Annotated in this window: 19 protein-coding genes and 2 pseudogenes; 16 read left to right on the forward strand and 5 right to left on the reverse strand. The window is 42.6% G+C overall.

What is annotated here, in order from left to right:
• Positions 1 to 19: 19 nt before the first annotated feature.
• The 9 genes from HG263_RS20260 (at position 20) to HG263_RS20300 (ending at position 9,586) form a co-directional block, all read left to right on the forward strand.
• The gene (locus HG263_RS20260) at positions 20 to 1,963 is read left to right on the forward strand and encodes an EAL domain-containing protein (RefSeq protein ID WP_171627896.1); all 1,944 of its coding nucleotides are present in this window, start codon (positions 20 to 22) and stop codon (positions 1,961 to 1,963) included.
• Positions 1,964 to 2,157: 194 nt separating this feature from the next.
• Entirely contained in the window at positions 2,158 to 2,739 is a 582-nt protein-coding gene (gene rsxA, locus HG263_RS20265) for an electron transport complex subunit RsxA (protein ID WP_070993143.1), read from the forward strand.
• 2 nt (positions 2,740 to 2,741) lie between these two features.
• Positions 2,742 to 3,296: an electron transport complex subunit RsxB gene (rsxB, locus tag HG263_RS20270; RefSeq protein WP_152086595.1), complete on the forward strand. Its 555-nt coding sequence runs from the start codon at positions 2,742 to 2,744 to the stop codon at positions 3,294 to 3,296.
• Between the two features lie 9 nt (positions 3,297 to 3,305).
• A complete protein-coding gene (gene rsxC, locus HG263_RS20275) occupies positions 3,306 to 5,891 on the forward strand; it encodes an electron transport complex subunit RsxC (RefSeq protein ID WP_171627897.1) in 2,586 nt (861 codons plus the stop codon).
• On the forward strand, positions 5,888 to 6,946 hold the full coding sequence (rsxD, locus tag HG263_RS20280; RefSeq protein WP_171627898.1) for an electron transport complex subunit RsxD: 1,059 nt from the start codon (positions 5,888 to 5,890) through the stop codon (positions 6,944 to 6,946). Before rsxC ends, rsxD begins: the two co-directional genes overlap by 4 nt.
• On the forward strand, positions 6,943 to 7,581 hold the full coding sequence (rsxG, locus tag HG263_RS20285; RefSeq protein ID WP_171627899.1) for an electron transport complex subunit RsxG: 639 nt from the start codon (positions 6,943 to 6,945) through the stop codon (positions 7,579 to 7,581). Before rsxD ends, rsxG begins: the two co-directional genes overlap by 4 nt.
• Positions 7,578 to 8,276 (forward strand): electron transport complex subunit E, encoded by a 699-nt coding sequence (locus HG263_RS20290; protein WP_171627900.1) that lies wholly within the window; start codon positions 7,578 to 7,580, stop codon positions 8,274 to 8,276. Before rsxG ends, HG263_RS20290 begins: the two co-directional genes overlap by 4 nt.
• 17 nt (positions 8,277 to 8,293) lie before the next feature.
• Entirely contained in the window at positions 8,294 to 8,929 is a 636-nt protein-coding gene (gene nth, locus HG263_RS20295; protein ID WP_171627901.1) for an endonuclease III, read from the forward strand.
• Between the two features lie 15 nt (positions 8,930 to 8,944).
• Entirely contained in the window at positions 8,945 to 9,586 is a 642-nt protein-coding gene (locus tag HG263_RS20300; protein ID WP_171627902.1) for a helix-turn-helix transcriptional regulator, read from the forward strand.
• Here the strand turns inward: HG263_RS20300 and HG263_RS20305 are convergent.
• The gene (locus tag HG263_RS20305) at positions 9,577 to 9,966 is read right to left on the reverse strand and encodes a VOC family protein (RefSeq protein ID WP_171627903.1); all 390 of its coding nucleotides are present in this window, start codon (positions 9,964 to 9,966) and stop codon (positions 9,577 to 9,579) included. The two genes, HG263_RS20300 and HG263_RS20305, sit on opposite strands and share 10 nt — an antisense overlap.
• Before the next feature lie 104 nt (positions 9,967 to 10,070).
• On the opposite strand from HG263_RS20305, the pseudogene HG263_RS20310 reads away from it, so the two are divergent.
• Positions 10,071 to 10,309 (forward strand): annotated as a pseudogene (locus HG263_RS20310) (iron-sulfur binding domain-containing protein); the annotation flags it as partial.
• Positions 10,310 to 10,363: 54 nt separating this feature from the next.
• On the opposite strand, the gene HG263_RS20315 reads toward HG263_RS20310, so the two are convergent.
• Both HG263_RS20315 and HG263_RS20320 read right to left on the reverse strand, forming a co-directional pair.
• Positions 10,364 to 11,218 carry a CPBP family intramembrane glutamic endopeptidase gene (locus tag HG263_RS20315; RefSeq protein WP_171627904.1) on the reverse strand — a complete coding sequence of 285 codons (855 nt, stop codon included), beginning with the start codon at positions 11,216 to 11,218 and terminating at the stop codon, positions 10,364 to 10,366.
• 1 nt (position 11,219) lies between these two features.
• A complete protein-coding gene (locus HG263_RS20320; RefSeq protein WP_171627905.1) occupies positions 11,220 to 11,756 on the reverse strand; it encodes a MarR family winged helix-turn-helix transcriptional regulator in 537 nt (178 codons plus the stop codon).
• Positions 11,757 to 11,937: 181 nt separating this feature from the next.
• On the opposite strand from HG263_RS20320, the pseudogene HG263_RS22495 reads away from it, so the two are divergent.
• The 3 genes and pseudogenes from HG263_RS22495 to HG263_RS20335 all read left to right on the forward strand — a co-directional run.
• Positions 11,938 to 12,170: pseudogene (locus HG263_RS22495) on the forward strand (iron-sulfur binding domain-containing protein); the annotation flags it as partial.
• Between the two features lie 148 nt (positions 12,171 to 12,318).
• Positions 12,319 to 13,338 carry an ACR3 family arsenite efflux transporter gene (arsB, locus tag HG263_RS20330; protein WP_171627907.1) on the forward strand — a complete coding sequence of 340 codons (1,020 nt, stop codon included), beginning with the start codon at positions 12,319 to 12,321 and terminating at the stop codon, positions 13,336 to 13,338.
• Positions 13,339 to 13,683: 345 nt separating this feature from the next.
• The gene (locus HG263_RS20335) at positions 13,684 to 15,594 is read left to right on the forward strand and encodes an aminotransferase class V-fold PLP-dependent enzyme (RefSeq protein WP_171627908.1); all 1,911 of its coding nucleotides are present in this window, start codon (positions 13,684 to 13,686) and stop codon (positions 15,592 to 15,594) included.
• Positions 15,595 to 15,749: 155 nt separating this feature from the next.
• Here the strand turns inward: HG263_RS20335 and HG263_RS20340 are convergent, their stop codons facing one another.
• Entirely contained in the window at positions 15,750 to 16,403 is a 654-nt protein-coding gene (locus HG263_RS20340) for a DUF1826 domain-containing protein (RefSeq protein WP_171627909.1), read from the reverse strand.
• A 1-nt stretch (position 16,404) separates the two neighbouring features.
• Positions 16,405 to 17,610: a zinc metallochaperone GTPase ZigA gene (zigA, locus tag HG263_RS20345; RefSeq protein WP_171627910.1), complete on the reverse strand. Its 1,206-nt coding sequence runs from the start codon at positions 17,608 to 17,610 to the stop codon at positions 16,405 to 16,407.
• 290 nt (positions 17,611 to 17,900) lie between these two features.
• Between zigA and HG263_RS20350 the strand changes: the two genes are divergently transcribed.
• The 3 genes from HG263_RS20350 (at position 17,901) to HG263_RS20360 (ending at position 20,476) form a co-directional block, all read left to right on the forward strand.
• Positions 17,901 to 18,767 (forward strand): class II glutamine amidotransferase, encoded by an 867-nt coding sequence (locus HG263_RS20350; protein ID WP_171627911.1) that lies wholly within the window; start codon positions 17,901 to 17,903, stop codon positions 18,765 to 18,767.
• Positions 18,768 to 19,085: 318 nt separating this feature from the next.
• Positions 19,086 to 19,583, forward strand: coding sequence for a hypothetical protein (locus HG263_RS20355; protein WP_171627912.1), 498 nt, complete (start codon positions 19,086 to 19,088; stop codon positions 19,581 to 19,583).
• 125 nt (positions 19,584 to 19,708) lie between these two features.
• Positions 19,709 to 20,476, forward strand: a complete 768-nt coding sequence (locus tag HG263_RS20360) for a ribonuclease H family protein (protein ID WP_171627913.1) — start codon at positions 19,709 to 19,711, stop codon at positions 20,474 to 20,476.
• The last annotated feature ends 104 nt before the right edge of the window (positions 20,477 to 20,580 follow it).

Raw genomic sequence — 20,580 nt, forward strand, 5'->3', positions numbered from 1 at the left:
TAAAAATAATGGCTGAATAATGGCTAGTTTTAAAAAGCTCGTACTATTACAATTTTTTTCTTGGTTGGTATTTTCCCTCCTTGGTGTGTTGTTTTTCGCATCCAGCTTTGATGCAGCTGTAAGTAAAGCTCAACAAAGTGCGCAATCTATGGTCACACAATACATCCAAGACAAAACCATGGCTGAAGTTACGCCACAACATATTCAAACCGCACTTGCAGATGGAAAGGTATTTTCTACTTTTATTGTGCGTGACTTTAATGGCGAAACTATTTTAAACATCACCCAACCTACTGACTTGCCTTTTTTCAGTAGCATTATCGAATCTAGCATTAATGCTGTGCGCCCTCAGTTTGCAGTCAACAAAAGCAAAGATATAAAAATAGAGTTTATAATAAATGCACAAAGCCAAGGTCAATTGTTACAGCAAGCCATGCTACTCACTTTTGCAGTCACTGCCCTACTCGCTTTTATTCCTATTTTTTACATGCGGACGATATACCGACGCTTGATCCGCAATGTCAGCACCACGGTCGCAGATGCCGTAGATGTGTACATAACACGCAATCAAAACTCAGCTAATATCGACAATGAGTTTGATACCGAAGAAATGCAATCTCTTGGCGCTGATCTCACGCCCTCTTTTAAGCGTCTTGCACACTTTTTAAAGAGTAAAGAGCACGATATCAAAAGCGCCGCACAAAGTATCAAGCAAGAAGCTTATAAAGATGTTATCACCGGGCTTGGTAACCGGAATATGTTTGTTGAGTACTACGAACATCATGTTGAAGCTGCCACTAAAAAAACATTTGGTAGCTTAGCGATGATCCGTTGCAGTGAGCTACAAATCATCAACCAAACTCGCGGATACCAAAAAGGCGATGAATATATAAAATCGGTGTCTGAAATCATTAAACACGTTAGTGGCACTTACACCGGCAGCCAAACGTTTCGTTTAAATAGCTCTGATTTTGCAGTTATCTTGCCCAACGTACCTTCTAAAGAAGCTGAACATTTTGGTGAAACTTTACAAGCGCGCTTTACCCAGTTCCAGCAAAACCAAGAGTTAAGCTCAGTAGCCAATACAGGTATTGTGCCTTATGAAACAGGTAAGCCATTAGGTGAGTTGTTGTCAGTTGTGGATAATGCGATGAGCATGGCACAGAGTAAACAAGCTAATGCATGGCATATCCAACGCGAATCTGACTTAGTTAATAATGTTGGCGCGGGCTTTGGTAACCAAAACTGGCGTAAAGTGATCAGTGAAGTAATAACGTCCAAACGCGTTGCCTTAATGATGCAAAACATCATGCCTGTTGGCAAAAACACTAAGGCATATGCAGAAATTCAAGCACGGTTTAAAACCGAAGAAGGGCAAATGCTACCTACAGCGTCATTTTTGGCGATGGCTGAAAAGCTTGAGATGGCAATCGATATTGACCGTTTGATCATCGATACGTCTCTTGAATTAATTAAAACACGCAACTTCACCGAAAAATACTTTGGTATCAACGTGACAGCATCAAGTGCTCATAGCGACCAATTTGTTATCTGGCTAGAGCGCCGATTACTCAAAGACGCCAATATTGCCTCTAAACTAGTATTTGAGGTGAGTGAATTTGGTTTACAGCAAAACATCAAAGCGAGTAAACGCTTTATTGACATGGTGCATCGCGTTGGCGCGCGTATTACCGTAGAACGCTTTGGTGTAGGATTGACCTCATTTAAGTTTTTCAGAGACTTAAAGCCAGACTTTATCAAGATGGATGCAAGCTACACTCGCGGTTTAGAAGAAGACAAAAACAACCAATACTTTATGCGCTTGATGGTCGATCTGGCGCACCGAATTGGTGTCAATGTATTTGCTGAAGGTGTTGAAACACAAGAAGAAAAGCATATTGTTGAAACACTCTGCCTAGATGGTGTTCAAGGCTACTATATCGAAAAGCCAAAAGAAATCTAACTCGTTTCAATACGGACAAATAAGGCCATTTAAAATGGCCTTATTTGTTTTTGTACTTGGGTGTCAACAAAATATGGCACTATGCACAGTTAAGTAATTTATAATCGTCGATTTTTATTATGATCTTCGTGAACAAAATTGTTAAAATCACCGCCATCTAAATCACACCTCAGTTTTTCGCTAAAGGGGCAGTAATGACTGAATATATTATGTTGCTTATCGGTACTGTGCTGGTAAACAACTTTGTGCTAGTGCAATTTTTAGGACTATGCCCATTTATGGGGGTGTCCGGTAAGTTAGACACGGCTGTTGGTATGTCGTTAGCCACCACGTTTGTGCTGACTTTAGCCTCTGTAACTAGCTATTTGGTCAACCAATACATATTACTCCCACTGGAACTCACCTTTTTAAGAACCATGAGTTTTATTCTAGTGATTGCGGTTGTGGTTCAATTTACTGAAATGGTAGTTCGTAAAACCAGTCCAACCCTTTATCGACTGCTAGGGATCTTCTTGCCACTGATCACAACCAACTGTGCCGTATTAGGTGTTGCATTGCTCAATATTAAAAAAGATCACACTTTTATTGGCTCAGCGGTTTATGGTTTTGGCGCAGCAGTTGGATTTTCTTTGGTGCTGGTACTTTTTGCGGCGATGCGCGAGCGACTCGCAGCAGCCGATGTGCCCACCCCTTTTAAAGGCGCATCAATCGCTATGATCACAGCTGGCTTGATGTCATTGGCCTTTATGGGCTTTTCAGGATTAGTGAAATTATAATCATGACTTTGTTTTATGCCTTAATTGCGCTTGGCTCTTTGGCGCTTATATTCGGCCTCATTTTAGGCTATGCCGCGGTAAAATATCGTGTAGAAAGTAATCCGATTGTTGATCAAGTGGATGCGATTTTACCGCAAACCCAATGTGGACAGTGCGGATACCCAGGCTGTCGCCCCTATGCAGAAGCCATTGCGAACGGTGATGAAATCAACAAGTGCCCGCCAGGTGGTGAAGCGACGGTTAAAAAGCTTGCCGATCTGATGGGCGTAGAAGCCAAACCATTAGCTGGCGGAGAAGAAGCTGAGCCAGTTAAAACTGTCGCTTACATTCGAGAAGATGAATGTATAGGCTGTACTAAATGTATTCAAGCCTGCCCTGTTGATGCCATTGTTGGTGCAACCAGACAAATGCATACCGTGATAGATGATGAATGTACAGGTTGTGACTTGTGTGTTGAGCCCTGCCCAGTCGACTGTATAGACATGTTACCTGTTGAGCAAACCAAGCAAACTTGGAAATGGCAACTCGACGCCATCGCCGTGAAGCAAATAGATTAAGAGGTTTAAGTGGACTCGTTAGTTGAACAAATCGAACGTGGCACCCTGTGGCAATTTCCGGGCGGTGTGCACCCACCTGAACAAAAGTCGCTGTCAAACCAGCACCCCATTGCACGACTTCCTTTGCCAAGTAAAATTGTGTTGCCACTTAAACAGCATATCGGTGCCAATGGCCAGTTGCTAGTAAATAAAGGGGATAAAGTGCTTAAAGGGCAAGCACTGACAAAGCCAAGTGCTAATTGGTCATTACCAATACATGCCCCAACTTCGGGTGAAGTGCTTGATATCACCCCCGCCCCTTCAGCTCACCCATCGGCGCTACCTGAGTTGAGTATTATCATGGCTCCCGATGGTGAAGATAGCTGGTGTGAACTGCACCCTGTTGCTGACTTATCAAGTCTAACTCACGCCCAACTCATTGATATTTTGCATAATGCAGGAATAGCGGGCATGGGTGGCGCAGGTTTTCCTACTTATATCAAAGCCGATAGCCATCAACCCATTGAGTACTTGATTGTCAATGGCGTGGAGTGTGAGCCCTATATCACCGCTGATGATTTATTAATGCAAACGCATGCCAAAGAGATTGTGCAAGGCATTGAAGTGATGCAGCATTTGCTAAAGCCTCAGCGTATTATAGTTGGTATTGAAGATAACAAGCCACAAGCTATAGCCGCAATGAAACAGGCATGTGAGCATAACGACGCAATTTTAGTGCGCGCTATACCTACTAAATATCCATCTGGCGGTGAAAAGCAACTTATTCGCGTGCTTACCTCAAAAGAAGTACCTAGCGGTGGTATTCCTGCCGATATCGGCGTGCTCGTACAAAACGTAGGAACCCTGTTTGCTGTTAGTGAGGCGATTTACAAAGGTAAGCCGCTCATTGAGCGAGTTGTAACTGTCACAGGTAATACCATTCACAAAGCGCAAAATGTATGGGCACTGATTGGCACCGAGATCAAACATTTACTTGATTGTCAGGGCTTTACGCCAGTACCTGAACAGCGTGTTGTAATGGGTGGCCCGATGATGGGCTTTACATTACCAACTGTGCGGATTCCTGTGGTAAAAACCACCAACTGCATTTTAGCGCCTGATAACCAAGAGCTTGCGCAGCCCGGCGATGAAAAAGCCTGTATTCGCTGTAGTGCTTGCGCTGATGCCTGCCCACAAACTTTATTGCCGCAACAGCTTCAGTGGTTTGCCAAAGCAAAAGATTTTGACAAGCTAGAACAGTACAACCTGTTCGACTGTATAGAATGTGGAGCTTGCTCTTATGTATGTCCAAGCGAGATCCCCTTAGTTCAATATTATCGTGTAGCAAAAGCTGAGATCCGTGAACAAAAACTCGACCAAATTAAAGCTGAGCGCGCCAAAGAACGTTTTGAAGCGCGTAAAGAGCGCTTGGAGCGAGACCAACAAGAAAGACAAAACCGACATAAACGCTCATCGGCCAAAGCGGTTAAACCGGATGCTGAAAAAGCAAAAGTTGCAGATGCCCTTGAAAGAGTAAAGCAAAAACAAGGCGACAAATCAGCTGTACAAGCAGCCATTGAACGCGCTAAAGCGAAAAAAGCCGCCGATGGTTCAATTGAACCCGACAACAGCGAAGTCGCTCAGGAGCGCGCAAAGCGCAAAGAACAAGCTCGTCTATATAAAGAGCAAAAACAAAGCGCTCAAGATACCGAGCAAACGGCTGATGATAAAAAAGATGCGGTAGCTGCTGCTATTGCCCGCGCTAAAGCCAAAAAAGCGGCGCAGCAAGCTGAAAAAGCAACGCCTGATGAGCAGCCGAACACTGATGATGCCAAGCCAGAACCACGCAAAGCCGCCGTAGCCGCTGCGATTGCTCGTGCTAAAGCGAAAAAGGCTGCTCAGCAAGCTGAAGAAACCCCATCGGATACCGCTGCAGAACCTGCACAAGCTCAAACGGATGAACAAAGCGATCCACGCAAAGCCGCCGTAGCCGCTGCGATTGCTCGTGCTAAAGCGAAAAAAGCTGCTCAGCAAGCTGAAGAAACACCGTCGGATACCACTGCAGAACCTACGCAAGTTCAAACGGATGAACAAAGCGATCCGCGTAAAGCCGCGGTGGCCGCTGCAATTGCTCGTGCTAAAGCCAAAAAGGCCGCTAAGCAAGCTGAAGAAAGGCCGTCGGATACCGCTGCAGAACCTGCACAAGCTCAAACGGATGAACAAAGCGATCCGCGTAAAGCCGCGGTGGCCGCTGCAATTGCCCGTGCTAAAGCGAAAAAAGCTGCTCAGCAAGCTGAAGAAACACCGTCGGATACCGCTGCAGAACCTGCGCAAGTTCAAACGGATGAACAAAGCGATCCGCGTAAAGCCGCGGTGGCCGCTGCAATTGCCCGTGCCAAAGCCAAAAAGGCCGCTAAGCAGGAAGAAGAAAACGCACAAGATGCAGACTCAACCGCTGCGCCAGCAGAGCAACCAAAACCAGCTGACAATAATGACACAAGTGAGAATGCTCCACTAACGCCTGAGCAAAAACGCCAAGCTGCCATAAAAGCGGCCGTTGCAAAAGCGAAAGCCAAAAAACAAGCTAAAGAACAAGAAGGAAATGACCCGTCATGAAACTAACCATGGCCTCATCGCCCCATAATCACAGCCATAAAAATGTCAGCAAGTTGATGCTTAGTGTCATTGCGGCCTGTATTCCGGGCATTATTGCTCAATGCTACTTTTTTGGTTTTGGCGTTATCGTGCAGCTTTTTATTGCGCTTATCACCGCCAGCGCCAGCGAAGCCGTTATGCTAAAACTGCGAAATCGCCCTATTTGGACTAGCTTAAGCGATGGCAGTGCTTGGCTAACCGCTGTTTTGCTTGCGGTTAGCATTCCGCCTTTAGCACCATGGTGGGTGGTGGTTATTGGTACTATCTTTGCGATTGCCATGGTAAAGCAGCTTTATGGAGGCCTTGGCTTTAACGTGTTCAATCCAGCCATGGCAGCCTATGTGCTGCTGTTGATCTCATTCCCTGTGCAAATGACCAGCTGGAACGCGCCAAGTGAATTACTTGCCCAGCCAATCAGTGTCGCAGACACACTTTCTTTGGTTTTCTTCGCTGAGAATGGCGCTGGACAAAATCTCATTAGCACGATGACGGGAGTTGATGGCACGACAATGGCCACGCCGCTAGATACTGTAAAAACTGCAGTATCACAAAACCTCACGGTCACTGAGGCCATGTCAGCGGTACAGTTTGGTGAGTATGCTGGTATTGGTTGGATGTGGGTTAATCTTGCCTTTTTAGCTGGCGGGTTATTCCTGTTAAAAGCCAAAGTGATCAATTGGCATATCCCAGTTGCTATGTTGGGCGCCCTCGCCTTGTGCGCTGCTATTGGTTTTATTATCGCCCCAGGAAGCCACGGCGGTAGTATTTTTCACCTACTCAGTGGTGCAACCATGTTGGGAGCTTTTTTTATTGCCACCGATCCGGTATCAGCATCTACCACTAATCAAGGTAGGTTAATTTACGGTGCTTGCATTGGTGTACTGGTGTATGTCATCCGTAATTATGGTGGCTACCCAGATGCGGTGGCATTTGCCGTACTGATTATGAATATGGCAGTGCCCCTAATTGACCATTATACCCAACCTAGAACCTACGGACATGGAGCAGCAAAATGATAGCGCAATCTATGTATCGCAATGGTGCGATTTTAATGGCATTTGCTTTAGCAACCACAGGCTCCGTTGCACTGGTTCAATCACTAACAGCAGAACGTATAGCGATACAAGAAAAACAGCACTTAATGCAATTACTTGGGCAAGTGCTCAATGCCGATGAGCATGATAACCTGCTGTATTTAGACTGTACCACCAGCAACGCGCCAGAGCTTGGCCCCGGTGGTCCACACATTATTTACCGTGCCAGCAAAGCGGGTAAACCTTCAGCTTTACTGGTACGCCACGTTACACCTAAAGGCTATAGTGGCAATATCGATATTTTAACCGCGGTTAAGGCGGATGGTAGCATTGCTGGTGTGCGTGTAACACGCCATGAAGAAACACCAGGCCTCGGCGATAAAGTAGAATTAGCCAAGTCAGATTGGATCACCACATTCAATGGCATGACAATCAGTGAGGCAAACGTTAAACAGTTTGCTGTGAAAAAGGATGGCGGCCAAATTGACCAATTCACGGGGGCTACAATCACACCAAGAGCTGTGGTTAACTCAGTAAAACAAGCCGTTATGTACACTCAGAAAAACTTTAACACCTTTTTTTCAGGTGAGAACACCTGTAATGGAGCGTCGCAATGAGCCAATTCAAAGCCCTATTAAAAGAAGGTATGTGGGCAAATAACCCGGCGCTAGTACAGTTATTGGGCTTATGCCCTTTACTTGCAGTAACAAGTACCATCACTAATGCGCTCGGCTTAGGCCTTGCGACCCTGCTGGTGTTAGTTGGTTCTAACGTAACTGTATCTGTGGTGCGTGATTGGGTGCCTAAAGATATTCGTATTCCAGTATTTGTTATGATCATCGCCGCATTTGTAACCATCATACAACTGCTGATGAACGCCTATACATTTGGCTTATATCAATCGCTCGGTATTTTTATTCCATTAATCGTCACCAACTGTGCCATTATCGGCCGCGCTGAAGCGTTTGCCTCTAAAAATAATGCGCTTTTAAGTGCGTGGGATGGCGTCATGATGGGCTTAGGTTTTGCCATTGTGCTAGTTGTATTGGGTACCATGCGCGAGCTGATAGGCCAAGGTACGCTATTTGATGGCGCAGATCTGTTATTGGGTCCGTGGGCTGCCAGCTTACGTGTTGAAATATTTGAATTTGATAGCCAATTTTTGGTCGCAATATTACCGCCGGGTGCATTCTTAGGTTTGGGGCTACTGATCGCTGCTAAAAACGTAATTGATGCACAAATTAAGGCCAAAGCCGTGCCCAGTGACCAACCAGAAAAAGCGCCACGCGCCCGTGTTACCAGCTTAACCTAGAATAAAAAGAAACCGTTATGAACAAACAAAAACGAATTGAAATACTCACCCGTCTGCGCGACGACAATCCGCACCCAGAAACTGAGCTTGAGTACTCATCGCCGTTTGAGTTGTTAGTAGCCGTGACCTTGTCTGCACAGGCGACCGATGTTGGTGTGAACAAAGCCACGCGCAAACTGTTTCCGGTAGCCAATACCCCACAAGGTATTTTAGATCTTGGTCTTGAGGGCTTACGTGATTACATCAAAACCATTGGCTTGTTTAACTCAAAAGCCAATAACGTGTACAAAATGTGCCAAATTCTGGTAGACAAACACAACAGCGAAGTACCCGAAAACCGTGAGGCTCTAGAAGCCCTACCCGGTGTAGGCCGTAAAACCGCTAATGTAGTATTAAATACCGCTTTTGGCTGGCCCACCATTGCCGTCGACACCCATATCTTCCGCGTTTCAAACCGCACCAAGTTCGCCATGGGCAAGGACGTGGTTGCGGTAGAACAAAAGCTGGAAAAGGTGGTACCGAAAGAGTTCAAGGTAGACGTCCACCACTGGCTGATCCTTCATGGTCGTTATGTGTGTACGGCACGCAAACCTAAGTGTGGTTCATGTTTGATTGAAGACTTGTGCGAGTTTAAAGATAAGACTGACATCTAATATTTGGCTTAAAAAATGAACGATAGTCTGATTTCTATTTGGAGTGCAAACTTTAATGCCGCAACATCGACAGTTGTCATTCCAGATGGTTGCCGCGATTTAATAGTCAAAACGTTGGGCAATGAAAAACCAAATTGGTTAGTGTCACCTCTATACGATCGACCCGAACTTGTTCAGATAGAAGCAAGCTGCAATTATATTGGGTTTCGTTTAAGCCCCGGAGCAGAAATTAAAGAGCGTGAATTATTAGACTACATTGAAACAAAACAACTTCATGTTGAAGATGTGAAAGATTTTATAAGTGACTTTATTTCTACCGAACGCTCGATTGAAGAAGCACTATCGTGTTTTGCCAGTGAGATGGGTTCGGTAAAACAAGTTTCTGCTCAACTTGGGGTCAGTACCAGAACTTTGCAGCGACTGGTTTTAAGTAAAACCCAAAGAACGCCCAGCTATTGGTTGCAATTAGCCAGGATTAGAAAAGCTGCCAGAAGTTTAAGCCAAGGTGTATACCTAGTTGACGTTGCGGAAAACTTCGGCTTTGCTGATCAGTCTCATATGAATAGAGAGTTTCAGCGCTGGTTTGCGTTAACACCAGTACAGGTATTAAATTCTCCAGCTATTATCAGGCAGCTAAATGACAAAGGCTATGCCTGAGAAGCTACAGGCGTACAGATTTCAACTAAAAAGCCATTGTTCTCAGTTACATAAGCTATTGTCTGACCCCATGGCATATCCGTAGCGTCTTGCACGAGTGAGGCCCCCGCCTCCAGTGCTTTAGACAGTGCCGTCTTTACATTATCAGTTTCAAAAGCTATCTCAAACGTGGGGGCTTTTAAGTTAGGTTTAGCAGGATTTTTTCCTAGTTCTTTCATGAGCTTGATAGAGGAAAATGAAAGTGTCGTACTGCCCGTCTCTAATTCCCCATACTCTCCACTCTCATGGAGCATTTTCTTTTTAAGGCCAAATGCTTTTTCATAGAAACTGAATGTTTCAACAACATCATCAACATAAAGTATCGTGTATTTAAATTTCAAGGCGTTGCCTCCTCATTGGTTAAAGTCTGAAGAAGGTTATAGATCGATAATCAATATGTCTTGAACAATTGCGACAATACTTGAATTAAATGATTTACCACGACAATACCGTAATCGGCTGGCCCACCATAGCCGTCGACACCCATACCTTGGGTGTAACAAACCGCACTAAATTTGCCATGGGTAAAGATGTAGTCAAAGTCGAAAAAAGCTCAAAAAGGTTGTGCCTAAAGAATTTAAAGTGAATGTTCAACATGGCCGCTATGTGTGTACCGCACGTAAACCCAAGTGCGGCTCATGTATGATTGAAGACTTGTGTGAGTTGAAAGGCAAAACCGAATAATATTTTGAGTTTATTCAATTAATGCTTTTGCTGATTATATCCCTCAATAGGGTTTTAAGTTTTTTGGGCTAATGAAGAAAACTCCTTTACACCTTTCCTCCAATAGGCAAACGCGACAACTGTGGCTACCAACGCTAATACAGCTCCAAATTCATCAATGTAATAACTTGAGTTTTCGTTTGTAATGGTAATAGGCGTAAATACTTTTTGAATAAATATATTAGAAGCCCCATGATACATAACGGCTGTCCAGACACTGTCTGTTTTTAACCGGATATAAGCCATGATAGTTCCGCTAGAAATAATGAATAACGTAAAGAAAAATAGTTGATAGTAAATCGATGTGTCGCCATTCCCATACAAACCTAAAAAGATCAACGGCCAATGAAACGCAGACCAGAGTATGCCACTCACTAACACGACCCCAGTAAATGATGTGATTTTAGAAAGCTCAGAAACTAATAGCCCTCTCCATCCTATTTCTTCTCCTAAAATAGACGGAATTGACATGATGAAGCTGATACATGCAACTAAAAACAAATGAAAAAGAAATATACTTAAATCATTCCATTCGCTTAAGTTATAACTTTGCTTTTTGTCCGCTAAGAATTCACTGTTGTATAAGTCGCCGCCCCCCAAAGACCAAATAAGTAAATAAGCCACTGACGCAATAGCAAAGGGTATCAGATAGCTTTTCCATTGCACTTTCCAACTTCCCCACTTCCAACCTAGTTCAGATAAGCTTTTCTTTCTAACTAAACAAGTTAAAACCGTAGCTGCTCCTACTGACAACATTAGGGGCGTTGCTTGCCCCATTCTAAATATCAGCCAAAATCCTAGGAAGTAAAAAGCAATAACGAAGGCCAAAAATGTTGAGAGCGTGATATAAGTGTCTTTAGTAGAATTCATATTAGGCTTTCTCATCTTTTTTTAAAGCAACTCGTTGCTTATAGGACTGTAAGTGTTCAGGAAAACGCTTACCAAAAGGTTTGTTTTGAAGTGCTGTTATGGCTGAATTCAGAACACTTTGAATATCTACACCTATTTCGTCAGATAAGTCTTTGAATGCTTGCGCAGCATCCAAACAATACAAATTTAGTATCTCAGATTTTTCTTGCCCTTTAGGCGTCAAGTGATACAAGGTTCTTCGCTTGTCATTATCATCTTTTATGCCTTCAACTAATTTTAACTTGAGCATTATTTTTAACCGCTGAGAAGCCAACTGATGCGACAAATTCAGTCCTTGGGAAATTTGCATTATAGATGCGCTCTCTACGTTAGATAAAAACAACAATGTAGATGAAGCAAAAACAGGAAAACCCATTTCTTTTTCGGTATATAACTCTTCCGACTGGCTTTGTATAAGACAATGTAAATCAAAAACAGACTTTGCCATAAAAGCATAATTCGATCTTATTTGATTACTAAAATGTGATTCTTTAGTCATGAATTTTATTCTCTTATTCACACCATAAAATATCCGCAACTACTTGCGAAAGCCATTGCCAATACTAGGTAGACATTACACATCATGCAAGGAACTATTTGTAACATTATTTAAATTCATAACGTTCCATACTGCCTCAAATATGCCAACATGAGGAACACTTCAATATCTAACTTTATTATCTTTTGTCTGGCCCACCACAGCCGTCGATACGCATATCTTTCGCGTATCAAACCCCACTAATTTGCTATGGGTAAAGACGTGTTTGCCGTTGAAGAAAAACTTGAGCAAGTAGTACCAAAAGAGTTTAAAGTCGATGTACATCAATGGTTTATTTTACATGACCGTTATGTGTGTACGGCACGCAAACCTAAATGCGACGCATGCTTGATTGAAGACTTGTGTGAGTTTAAGCCAACATTTAAATACCCATATAGCGTCTATATTGTTGGTCAAATGGTAACTTTGCAGTATCCTTTTAGTGAGTATGAACTCACTCAATGTAACTCCTTAGGTGTTGAGCTGGTTTAACTGCCCAATCATAAATAATTAGAGGAAAATAATGGGAGTTTTCGAACGTTACTTATCAGTTTGGGTTGCAATGAGTATTGCGATTGGTGTTATTTTAGGTATCACTTTCCCATCTGCTTTCTCATTAATTGCCAAACTAGAAGTGGCACACGTAAACGTAGTTGTCGCAGTATTCATTTGGGTAATGATTTATCCGATGATGGTGCAAGTTGACTTTTCTACTCTCAAGGAGGTCGGCAAGAACCCGCAAGGGCTTGTTTTAACCTTAGCTATCAACTGGCTTATAAAGCCTTTCTCAATGGCTGCATTAGGCTGGTTATTCTTTGAAGGGATTTTTGCAGATTTAGTATCCCCAAAAACCGCGCAAGAGTATATTGCCGGTATGATACTGCTAGGCGTTGCACCTTGCACCGCAATGGTATTCGTCTGGTCGCAACTAACCAAAGGAAATGCTAATTACACCTTAGTTCAAGTATCTGTGAACGATATCATTATGATTTTTGCCTTTGCACCAATTGCGGGCCTGTTGCTTGGTGTATCTGATATTCATGTTCCTTGGAACACCTTATTTATATCTGTGATTTTATATGTATTGTTGCCTTTAATTGCAGGCGTACTGACAAGAAAAACTTTAAATAGCTCAGGACGTAATGAAACCAAAATAACTGAGTTACTAAACGTAATTAAACCATTTTCAATCGTGGGTTTACTCGCCACGGTCATTCTACTTTTTGGATTTCAAGCCAATACCATCATAGAACAGCCCGTTAATATTGTTTTAATTGCAATCCCGCTAATTTTGCAAACATACGGTATATTCATCATCACTTTTTTCATCGCTTTAAAACTAAAATTAAAACATGACATTGCAGCGCCAGCCTGTTTAATCGGCACATCTAACTTCTTTGAGTTGGCAGTAGCGGTAGCTATTTCATTATTTGGTTTACATTCAGGTGCAGCATTAGCAACCGTTGTTGGTGTATTAGTAGAAGTACCTGTTATGTTGTCGCTAGTGGCCATAATGAATAAAACAAGACATTGGTTTACTTAGAAATGGATTTTCTTGGCGTAATTACTTATCCCAAGTTCAGTTTAAATATTGTCATTACTGTTGTTTTTATCATTGCCGACCGTCTAATCATATCGATTAAAAAATACGCCGTTCGAAATTTAACCCGCATGCTATGGGCATACAACTGCGATAACGCCTTAGTCAATAAACGCTTATCTATTCACTTTTATTATTATTCTCCTGTGGCTCACCATCCCTTTACACTTGCTGGCATTTTTAGGCTGATTCCACTATTAATAGAACATTTTCAAAGTATTAGTTTCACAAATCTCTGCTCTTTCTTTATGCTACTGAAAGTTTTTAAATATTAATGCGAACTTCATTATGCTACCTGTCCTTCGTATCTTGCTAATCGAACAAGAACCAGCCGTTTTACAAGCGCTTTCAACAAATCTGGCAAAAACAATCCCAAACTTTGAACGAGAAGATGTTCAGATCGATATTATTGAATGTCTTGATCTTCCAAAGGCCTTAGAATATGTCACCGAAGATGGTGATATTCAGGCGGTGGTTCTAAGCTGGGATGCGCTCAATAAAAGTGAAGAGCAAGTTTACAGTCGATTTATCGACCAGTTAAAGAGTATTCGCCTTGAGCTGCCGGTGTATGTCATTGGAGATGACACCAAGGGACTTGAGATAGTCAACGAATCCGAAGAGATAGAGTCTTTCTTCTTTAAAGATGAAGTGATCTCCGACCCTGAAGCAATTTTAGGCTATATGATCAACGACTTTGATGACAGAGCAGAAACCCCATTTTGGACGGCGTATCGTAGTTATGTTGGCGAAGCGAATGATTCTTGGCATACACCGGGACATAGCGGTGGCTCTAGCTTTAGAAACTCCCCTTATATCAAAGATTTTTACCAATTTTATGGCCGCAATGTATTTGTCGGAGACCTGTCGGTATCGGTAGACTCGTTAGGCTCATTGTCCGATAGCACCAACACTATTGGCCGCGCTCAAGAGTCTGCTGCTGCAACGTTTGAGGTTAAACGAACCTATTTTGTTACCAACGGCTCATCTACCTCTAATAAAATCATTTTACAAACACTGCTTCGCAAAGGGGATAAAGTGATCATCGACCGCAATTGCCATAAATCTGTGCACTATGGCATTTTGCAATCAGCCAGTTTTCCCATTTATTTATCGAGTATTTTAAACCCGAAATATGGCATCTTCGCGCCGCCATCGTTGGCCGATATCAAGCAGACTATTGAGCAAAATACCGATGCAAAATTGCTGGTTCTTACGGGGTGTACTTACGATGGCCTGCTGAGCGATTTGAAACAAGTTGTCGACTTTGCCCACCAACATGGTATCAAGGTGTTTATCGATGAGGCTTGGTTTGCTTACTCTTTGTTTCACCCCAGTTTACGCCATTATTCTGCCATCCACGCTGGTGCCGACTACGTGACTCATTCGGCGCATAAAGTCGTGTCGGCGTTTTCTCAAGCGTCTTATATTCATATTAACGACCCTGACTTTGATGCTGACTTTTTCCGAGAGATTTACAGTATCTACGCCAGTACATCACCAAAGTATCAGCTGATTGCATCTTTGGATGTGTGCCAAAAGCAACTGGAGATGGAAGGTTACAAGCTGCTCAATGCCCTATTGAATCATGTGGCTGAATTTAAACAGCATATGGCAACACTCAAGCATATTAAAGTCTTGGGTAAACAAGATTTTATGGAAATATTTCCACACTTTAGTGGCGATAACATGGGTCACGATCCGCTAAAAATTCTCATCGACATTAGTGAACTACCTTATTCGTTAAAGGATATTCATAAGTTCCTGCTAGACGAAATTGGCCTAGAAATCGAAAAGTACACCCATAGCACCATCTTGGTTTTACTTACCTTAGGCGGCACACGTTCGAAGATCATTCGTTTATACAATGCCTTGAAAAAACTCGACAGTGGCAAAGTAAAACTATCAAAATCAACACGCCGTTCTCGCCTACCTGAGAATTTACCAGCTATAGACTTGGCCTGTATTCCAAGCGATGCGTTTTATGGCGAGCGAGAATCAGTGCCTATCGGCAAGGCCAACAACCGCATTTGTGCGGGTTTAGTTACCCCATATCCACCAGGCATTCCACTTTTAGTGCCCGGTCAACACATTACTGAAGATCATATCGACTACCTCAAAGAGTTAGCAGGACAAGGATTAACGATTCAAGGCAGTTTCGATGGCGAGATTTATGTGCTTAAAGACAAAGAAGATAAGTAACACCGACTCCTGTCAGTAACCTGTTAACAAGGCTGCAATACCGCCAAACATTGCGGCCTTGTACTCCTAGGTTGCTTCTTTGAAAAAATGGCGATTGTCACATGGCAAACAGGCCAGTTGAAATCCAAGTTATATATTTAGCCTAATGCAATAAGCTACATGGGATCTAAGGTTAATAGCACTCTTTTGGCGTTAGGAGCAACCTGACATGACCGATGGATTGCAGCCATGTGGGCTTGCCCCTCTTGCCAAGCACTGCCTTTTAACAATGCAACATCAAAGGCGTTCAGCTGTTGAATGCTGTTTTCGCTATAATATCCATTGTGTACAGCCGTCTTTAACTCTATCTCACCTGCCCCGGTGTTTGCATACGCACTCAACATCTCGTTTGGTAACCACTGCGTACCCTCACCTAAGTACGTATTCACTAATCTAACAGGGATTTGGTCAACATGCAGTTTAGGGCACATTGCACTTGATAAAGGCGCTAAACGCAGGCCAACACTGCTACAACCAAATAGATAAGTAAGCATGTCTGAGAGTAGATAAATATCTTCTATTGCTGCCAACTTACCAGTGCCATTAGGCAATGCTGTGACTAAATGATCTTTTAACGAGTCCATGGTAAGTACGCTACGAATACCTAAACCAAGCACGTGAAAAACCTCGTCAAAATAGCCTGCAATTACAGTGTTTATATCACGGCGCCAAATCGCAACACTGATGTCTGCTACGATAATGTGAGTAAGTGATTCAGGTAAAGGGCTCGATGACCAGCTGTGTAACTGCTGTTTTTGTGCACAAGCCATGTTAGTACTCCCACTCTGGGAATGGATCGGGTAACTTAGCCCAAGAATCTTGTCCTTGAGCCAGCTCGTCACTCGACAACAAGCAATCGTTTAGCCTGTTAATAATCGCCTGCTTGTCTAAGCCTTGACCAATAAACACCAACTCTTGTCGCATATCTCCAAATGGCTCAACCCATTGCGCTTCAATTGAGGTAATAAATTGTGGGTCATCAGGCCACTGCTCTTTTGGCACGGCATGCCAAAATAACCCCGCAGCCCCATATCTCGCGATCCCCCCCGCTTGATTCCAACTGCCTGCAAACTGAGGACGAGTCGCAAGCCAAAAGAAACCTTTAGAGCGGATCAGCTTTCCTGCAATTTCTTTGCTGTGTAAGAAGTCAAAAAATTTTTGAGGATGAAATGGACGCCTTTCACAGAATGTAAAGCTACTGATATTGTACTGTTGATTCTCAGGGATATGCTCGCCGCGCATTTCTTTTAGCCAACCCGACGCCTGTTGAGCCTTATCAAAGCTAAACTTTTGAGTGTTTATGATAGCTTTAACAGGAACCCTGCCGTGTTGTATCTCGATTTGCTGTGCGTCAGTATTCAAAGTTTTTAAAATGGCTTTCAGTGTGTCCAGCTGCTGCTCTGACACTAAATCTGTTTTACTAATCAATAGTACATCTGCAAACTCAACTTGTTCGACTAATAAATCGGCAACACTTCGCTCGTCCTCTTCGCCCAAACTTTCACCCATATCTTGCAGATAGTGTGCTTGCTCATAATCATTTAAAAAGTTCACTGCATCGACAACCGTGACCATGGTGTCTAGCGTGGCAATATCAGCTAAGCTAACACCGTCCTCATCTAAAAAAGTAAAGGTTTCAGCAACGGGTAATGGCTCAGAAATCCCCGTAGATTCAATGACTAAATAATCATATTTACCCGCCTTGGCTAAACGGTCAACTTCTTCGAGCAGATCTTCTCGTAACGTACAACAGATACAACCGTTGCTCATTTCAACAAGCTTTTCTTGCGCGCGATTAAGCGTGACTTCATTTTTTACCGTCATAGCATCAATATTAATCTCGCTCATATCGTTAACAATGACAGCAACCTTTAACCCTTCTCGGTTGTTTAAAATATGATTCAATACCGTTGTTTTTCCTGCCCCTAAAAAGCCAGAAAGCACTGTAACGGGTAATAAGTTTTTTGTATTTGGCATAGCAATGTAGCTCTATCTCGCAGTTTAAATTGAAGCGATTGAAAAGCAGCACCAGCCATATTTGCTCTCAACCACAAAAAGATATGTTATAATGTAACACAAATTAAGCAGCGTGTTGCATAACAAATTACGACTATTGGCCATTAGCTAAACTTACAGCCGACACATTTAGTTGAAGAGCAGTGTGAATTTAAAGAGAGATCTGAGTAATCAGGCTATTATTTCTGAAGTGTTTTGTTTTATTCGTTTGCCGTATACATGCAGGCAAAAATAATAGACGTGGATGAAATATGTGTCGCTTTATCATTTATAAAGGCAGTGCAATCACCATGAATAAATTAGTGATTAAACCTGCAAACTCTCTGATTGTACAAAGTAAAACCTCTAGAAAGCGTGCAAAGCCGGTCAATGGCGATGGCTTTGGTGTTGGTTGGTATCCACTACACAACGATCCCGAGCCTGCCCGTATCGTTAGCATTGAACCAGCTTGGAGTAATCAAAACCTAATTCAGCTAACCACAAAAGTGAGCAGCAAACACTTTTTTGCACATGTTCGCGATGCTTCAATAGATATGCCTGTGTCGCAAAGTAACTGCCACCCATTTACATCTAGCCGCTATATATTCATGCATAATGGACGGTTGGATCAATTTCCCAAATTCAAGCGAAGTATTTTAAATAGCTTATCTGATAAAGCATTTAATCTGATCAAAGGCAACACCGACTCCGAATATGCTTTTGCATTGTTTATGGATACGATTGATTTTTGTGACAACTTATCGGCTGAGGAGCTAAAACATGCCCTCTATGAAACCATCAGACGCATCATTCAATTTCGAATAGATAATGGCGCAAATACTAATGCATTTATTAACTTTGCAGTGAGTGACGGTATCAGTACAGTTGCCACCCGTTTTGCAACGGATGTAAATAGCCAACCTGCCTCACTATTTTATACGCAAGGCACGTTTAACTATGATCAACTGGCTGACGATATCATCGTTAATCACGAACCAAATGGCGATATCATTATATGTTCAGAGCCACTGACCGAAACATCACATGGATGGATAAAAGTAGCCCGAAATCACGCAGTAGTCGTTGACTCAAATAACTCTGTCACGGTTGAAGCTATCCCAATCCCTTTTCAAAGCTAACGTGAGGTAATGTCTAATCTCGCTCCCCCCCACCATATAGGTAACGATGTAATGAGATAGAGAGCGCACACTTTTAAACCTGTGCCATCAACAACCATGCAGCAAAGCCTCTGCTAGCAGTAGGCTGATATTGCACGAACAATGCTTTACTTCGTCTACATAAACAATTGTAACCCGACAAATGCGGCTCCGTATTCATAAGGAGTTAACAAGTAACGTATTGTTGCATATACTGAGTAACGCATTAGCAATGCCCGAAGTGCATTGGCTTACAAGAAAAGCAAATGGATGATGATACGTAAAACGGGAACTATTTAGATGGCCAAAAACAGTAGTGAGATAAATCATTTGGCGCTAAAGCCCGTTGGCCATTACGACAATTTAGGCCTAATATTTGATGTTTACATTGACAGAGTATGCCTTTTAACACTGATAAGCGAGTATGAAAAACGCTTTCATAAACGATTGTACGGCGCTTACACTGCCGCATTAGGTTGTCGTGATATTCTCTACCGTATGGACGATATTAATGCAAAAGAGCAGGTATTTATGCCTTATGCGTGTGATTGTGGCGCTTGGGAGTGCTGGTTTTTTCAAGGCGTTATCACCAGTTATGATGACTTTGTGTTTTGGGGCCAGTGGCGCAACTCACACAGAAGTGACAAATCTAAAAAATCAGCAGGCTTGTATTGGTGCTATAAAGACTTTCCCACTTTATGTTTTGATAAGACACAATATTTAGCCGAAATAAACAAAGCGCAAGCACTCGTAAAAGCAGATAAAATGTCAATGAAAATGCTTGGCTTATCTACCTAGTGATCATTCAAAATCCGATAAAAGATAACAATTGTCTTTTTACTCGACAGTCATAATGATAAAACAATTATTAGCACACTTATAACAGCTTCATATACATCGTTAGTTTCAATTGGGAGTACAGCTTGGCTAAAAAATATTACGTCGTTTGGCAAGGCCGCAAAACTGGCATTTTTTCATCTTGGGCAGAGTGTAAGTCACAAGTTGACGGTTTTACTGGCGCAAAATTTAAGTCATTTCCAACGTTAAATGAAGCAGAGTCTGCATTTGGTAAGTCACCAAGGGGCTTAACTGCAAAAGCAAACCCAAAGCTTACCAAACCATCAAACAAGCAAAAGCCAGCCCCTCTTAGTCAAGAACAAATAGACGCCATGCCGTTTGAGGTAAAAATATATACTGATGGCGCATGTGAACCGAACCCAGGAGAAGCTGGCACCGGGCTTGCCGTATATGAACACAATAAGCTCAGTGAGCTTTGGTATGGTTTATACCAACCACTGGGAACAAACAATACCGCAGAGCTTCAAGGGCTGCATCAAGCGCTCTTAATTGCCAAAGATAAGCTGGCAACTGGCAATACCGTGGCTATTTTCTGTGACTCTAAATATTCGATAGATTGCATCACTAAGTGGGCAAGTGGCTGGAAGCAAAAAGGCTGGACTAAACCTAGTGGTGAAATAAAAAACTTGGATATTATTCAACCTGCGTATGCTCTTTATCAAGACATTGCATCTCAAATTACCATTCACCATGTAAACGGACATGTCGGCATTGAGGGTAATGAGTTAGCCGATAGGATGTCTATCATCGCCATTGAATCTCAGGATGAAAACCTTTCTTTGTACGAAGAACCTGATAACAATGCTAAACTCTTAGCTTTGCGCACTGGCTGACAAAAGCTAAACATAAACCATTTTTGGCTGTGGTTATGTGAAGAGTAACGACTACGTCCTCGATGTTTGCCTTGTAGGTTAAATAATCACCTTATTGAAAATGT

This window comes from Pseudoalteromonas caenipelagi, from assembly GCF_013140855.1.
Classification (GTDB): Bacteria; Pseudomonadota; Gammaproteobacteria; order Enterobacterales; family Alteromonadaceae; genus Pseudoalteromonas; species Pseudoalteromonas caenipelagi.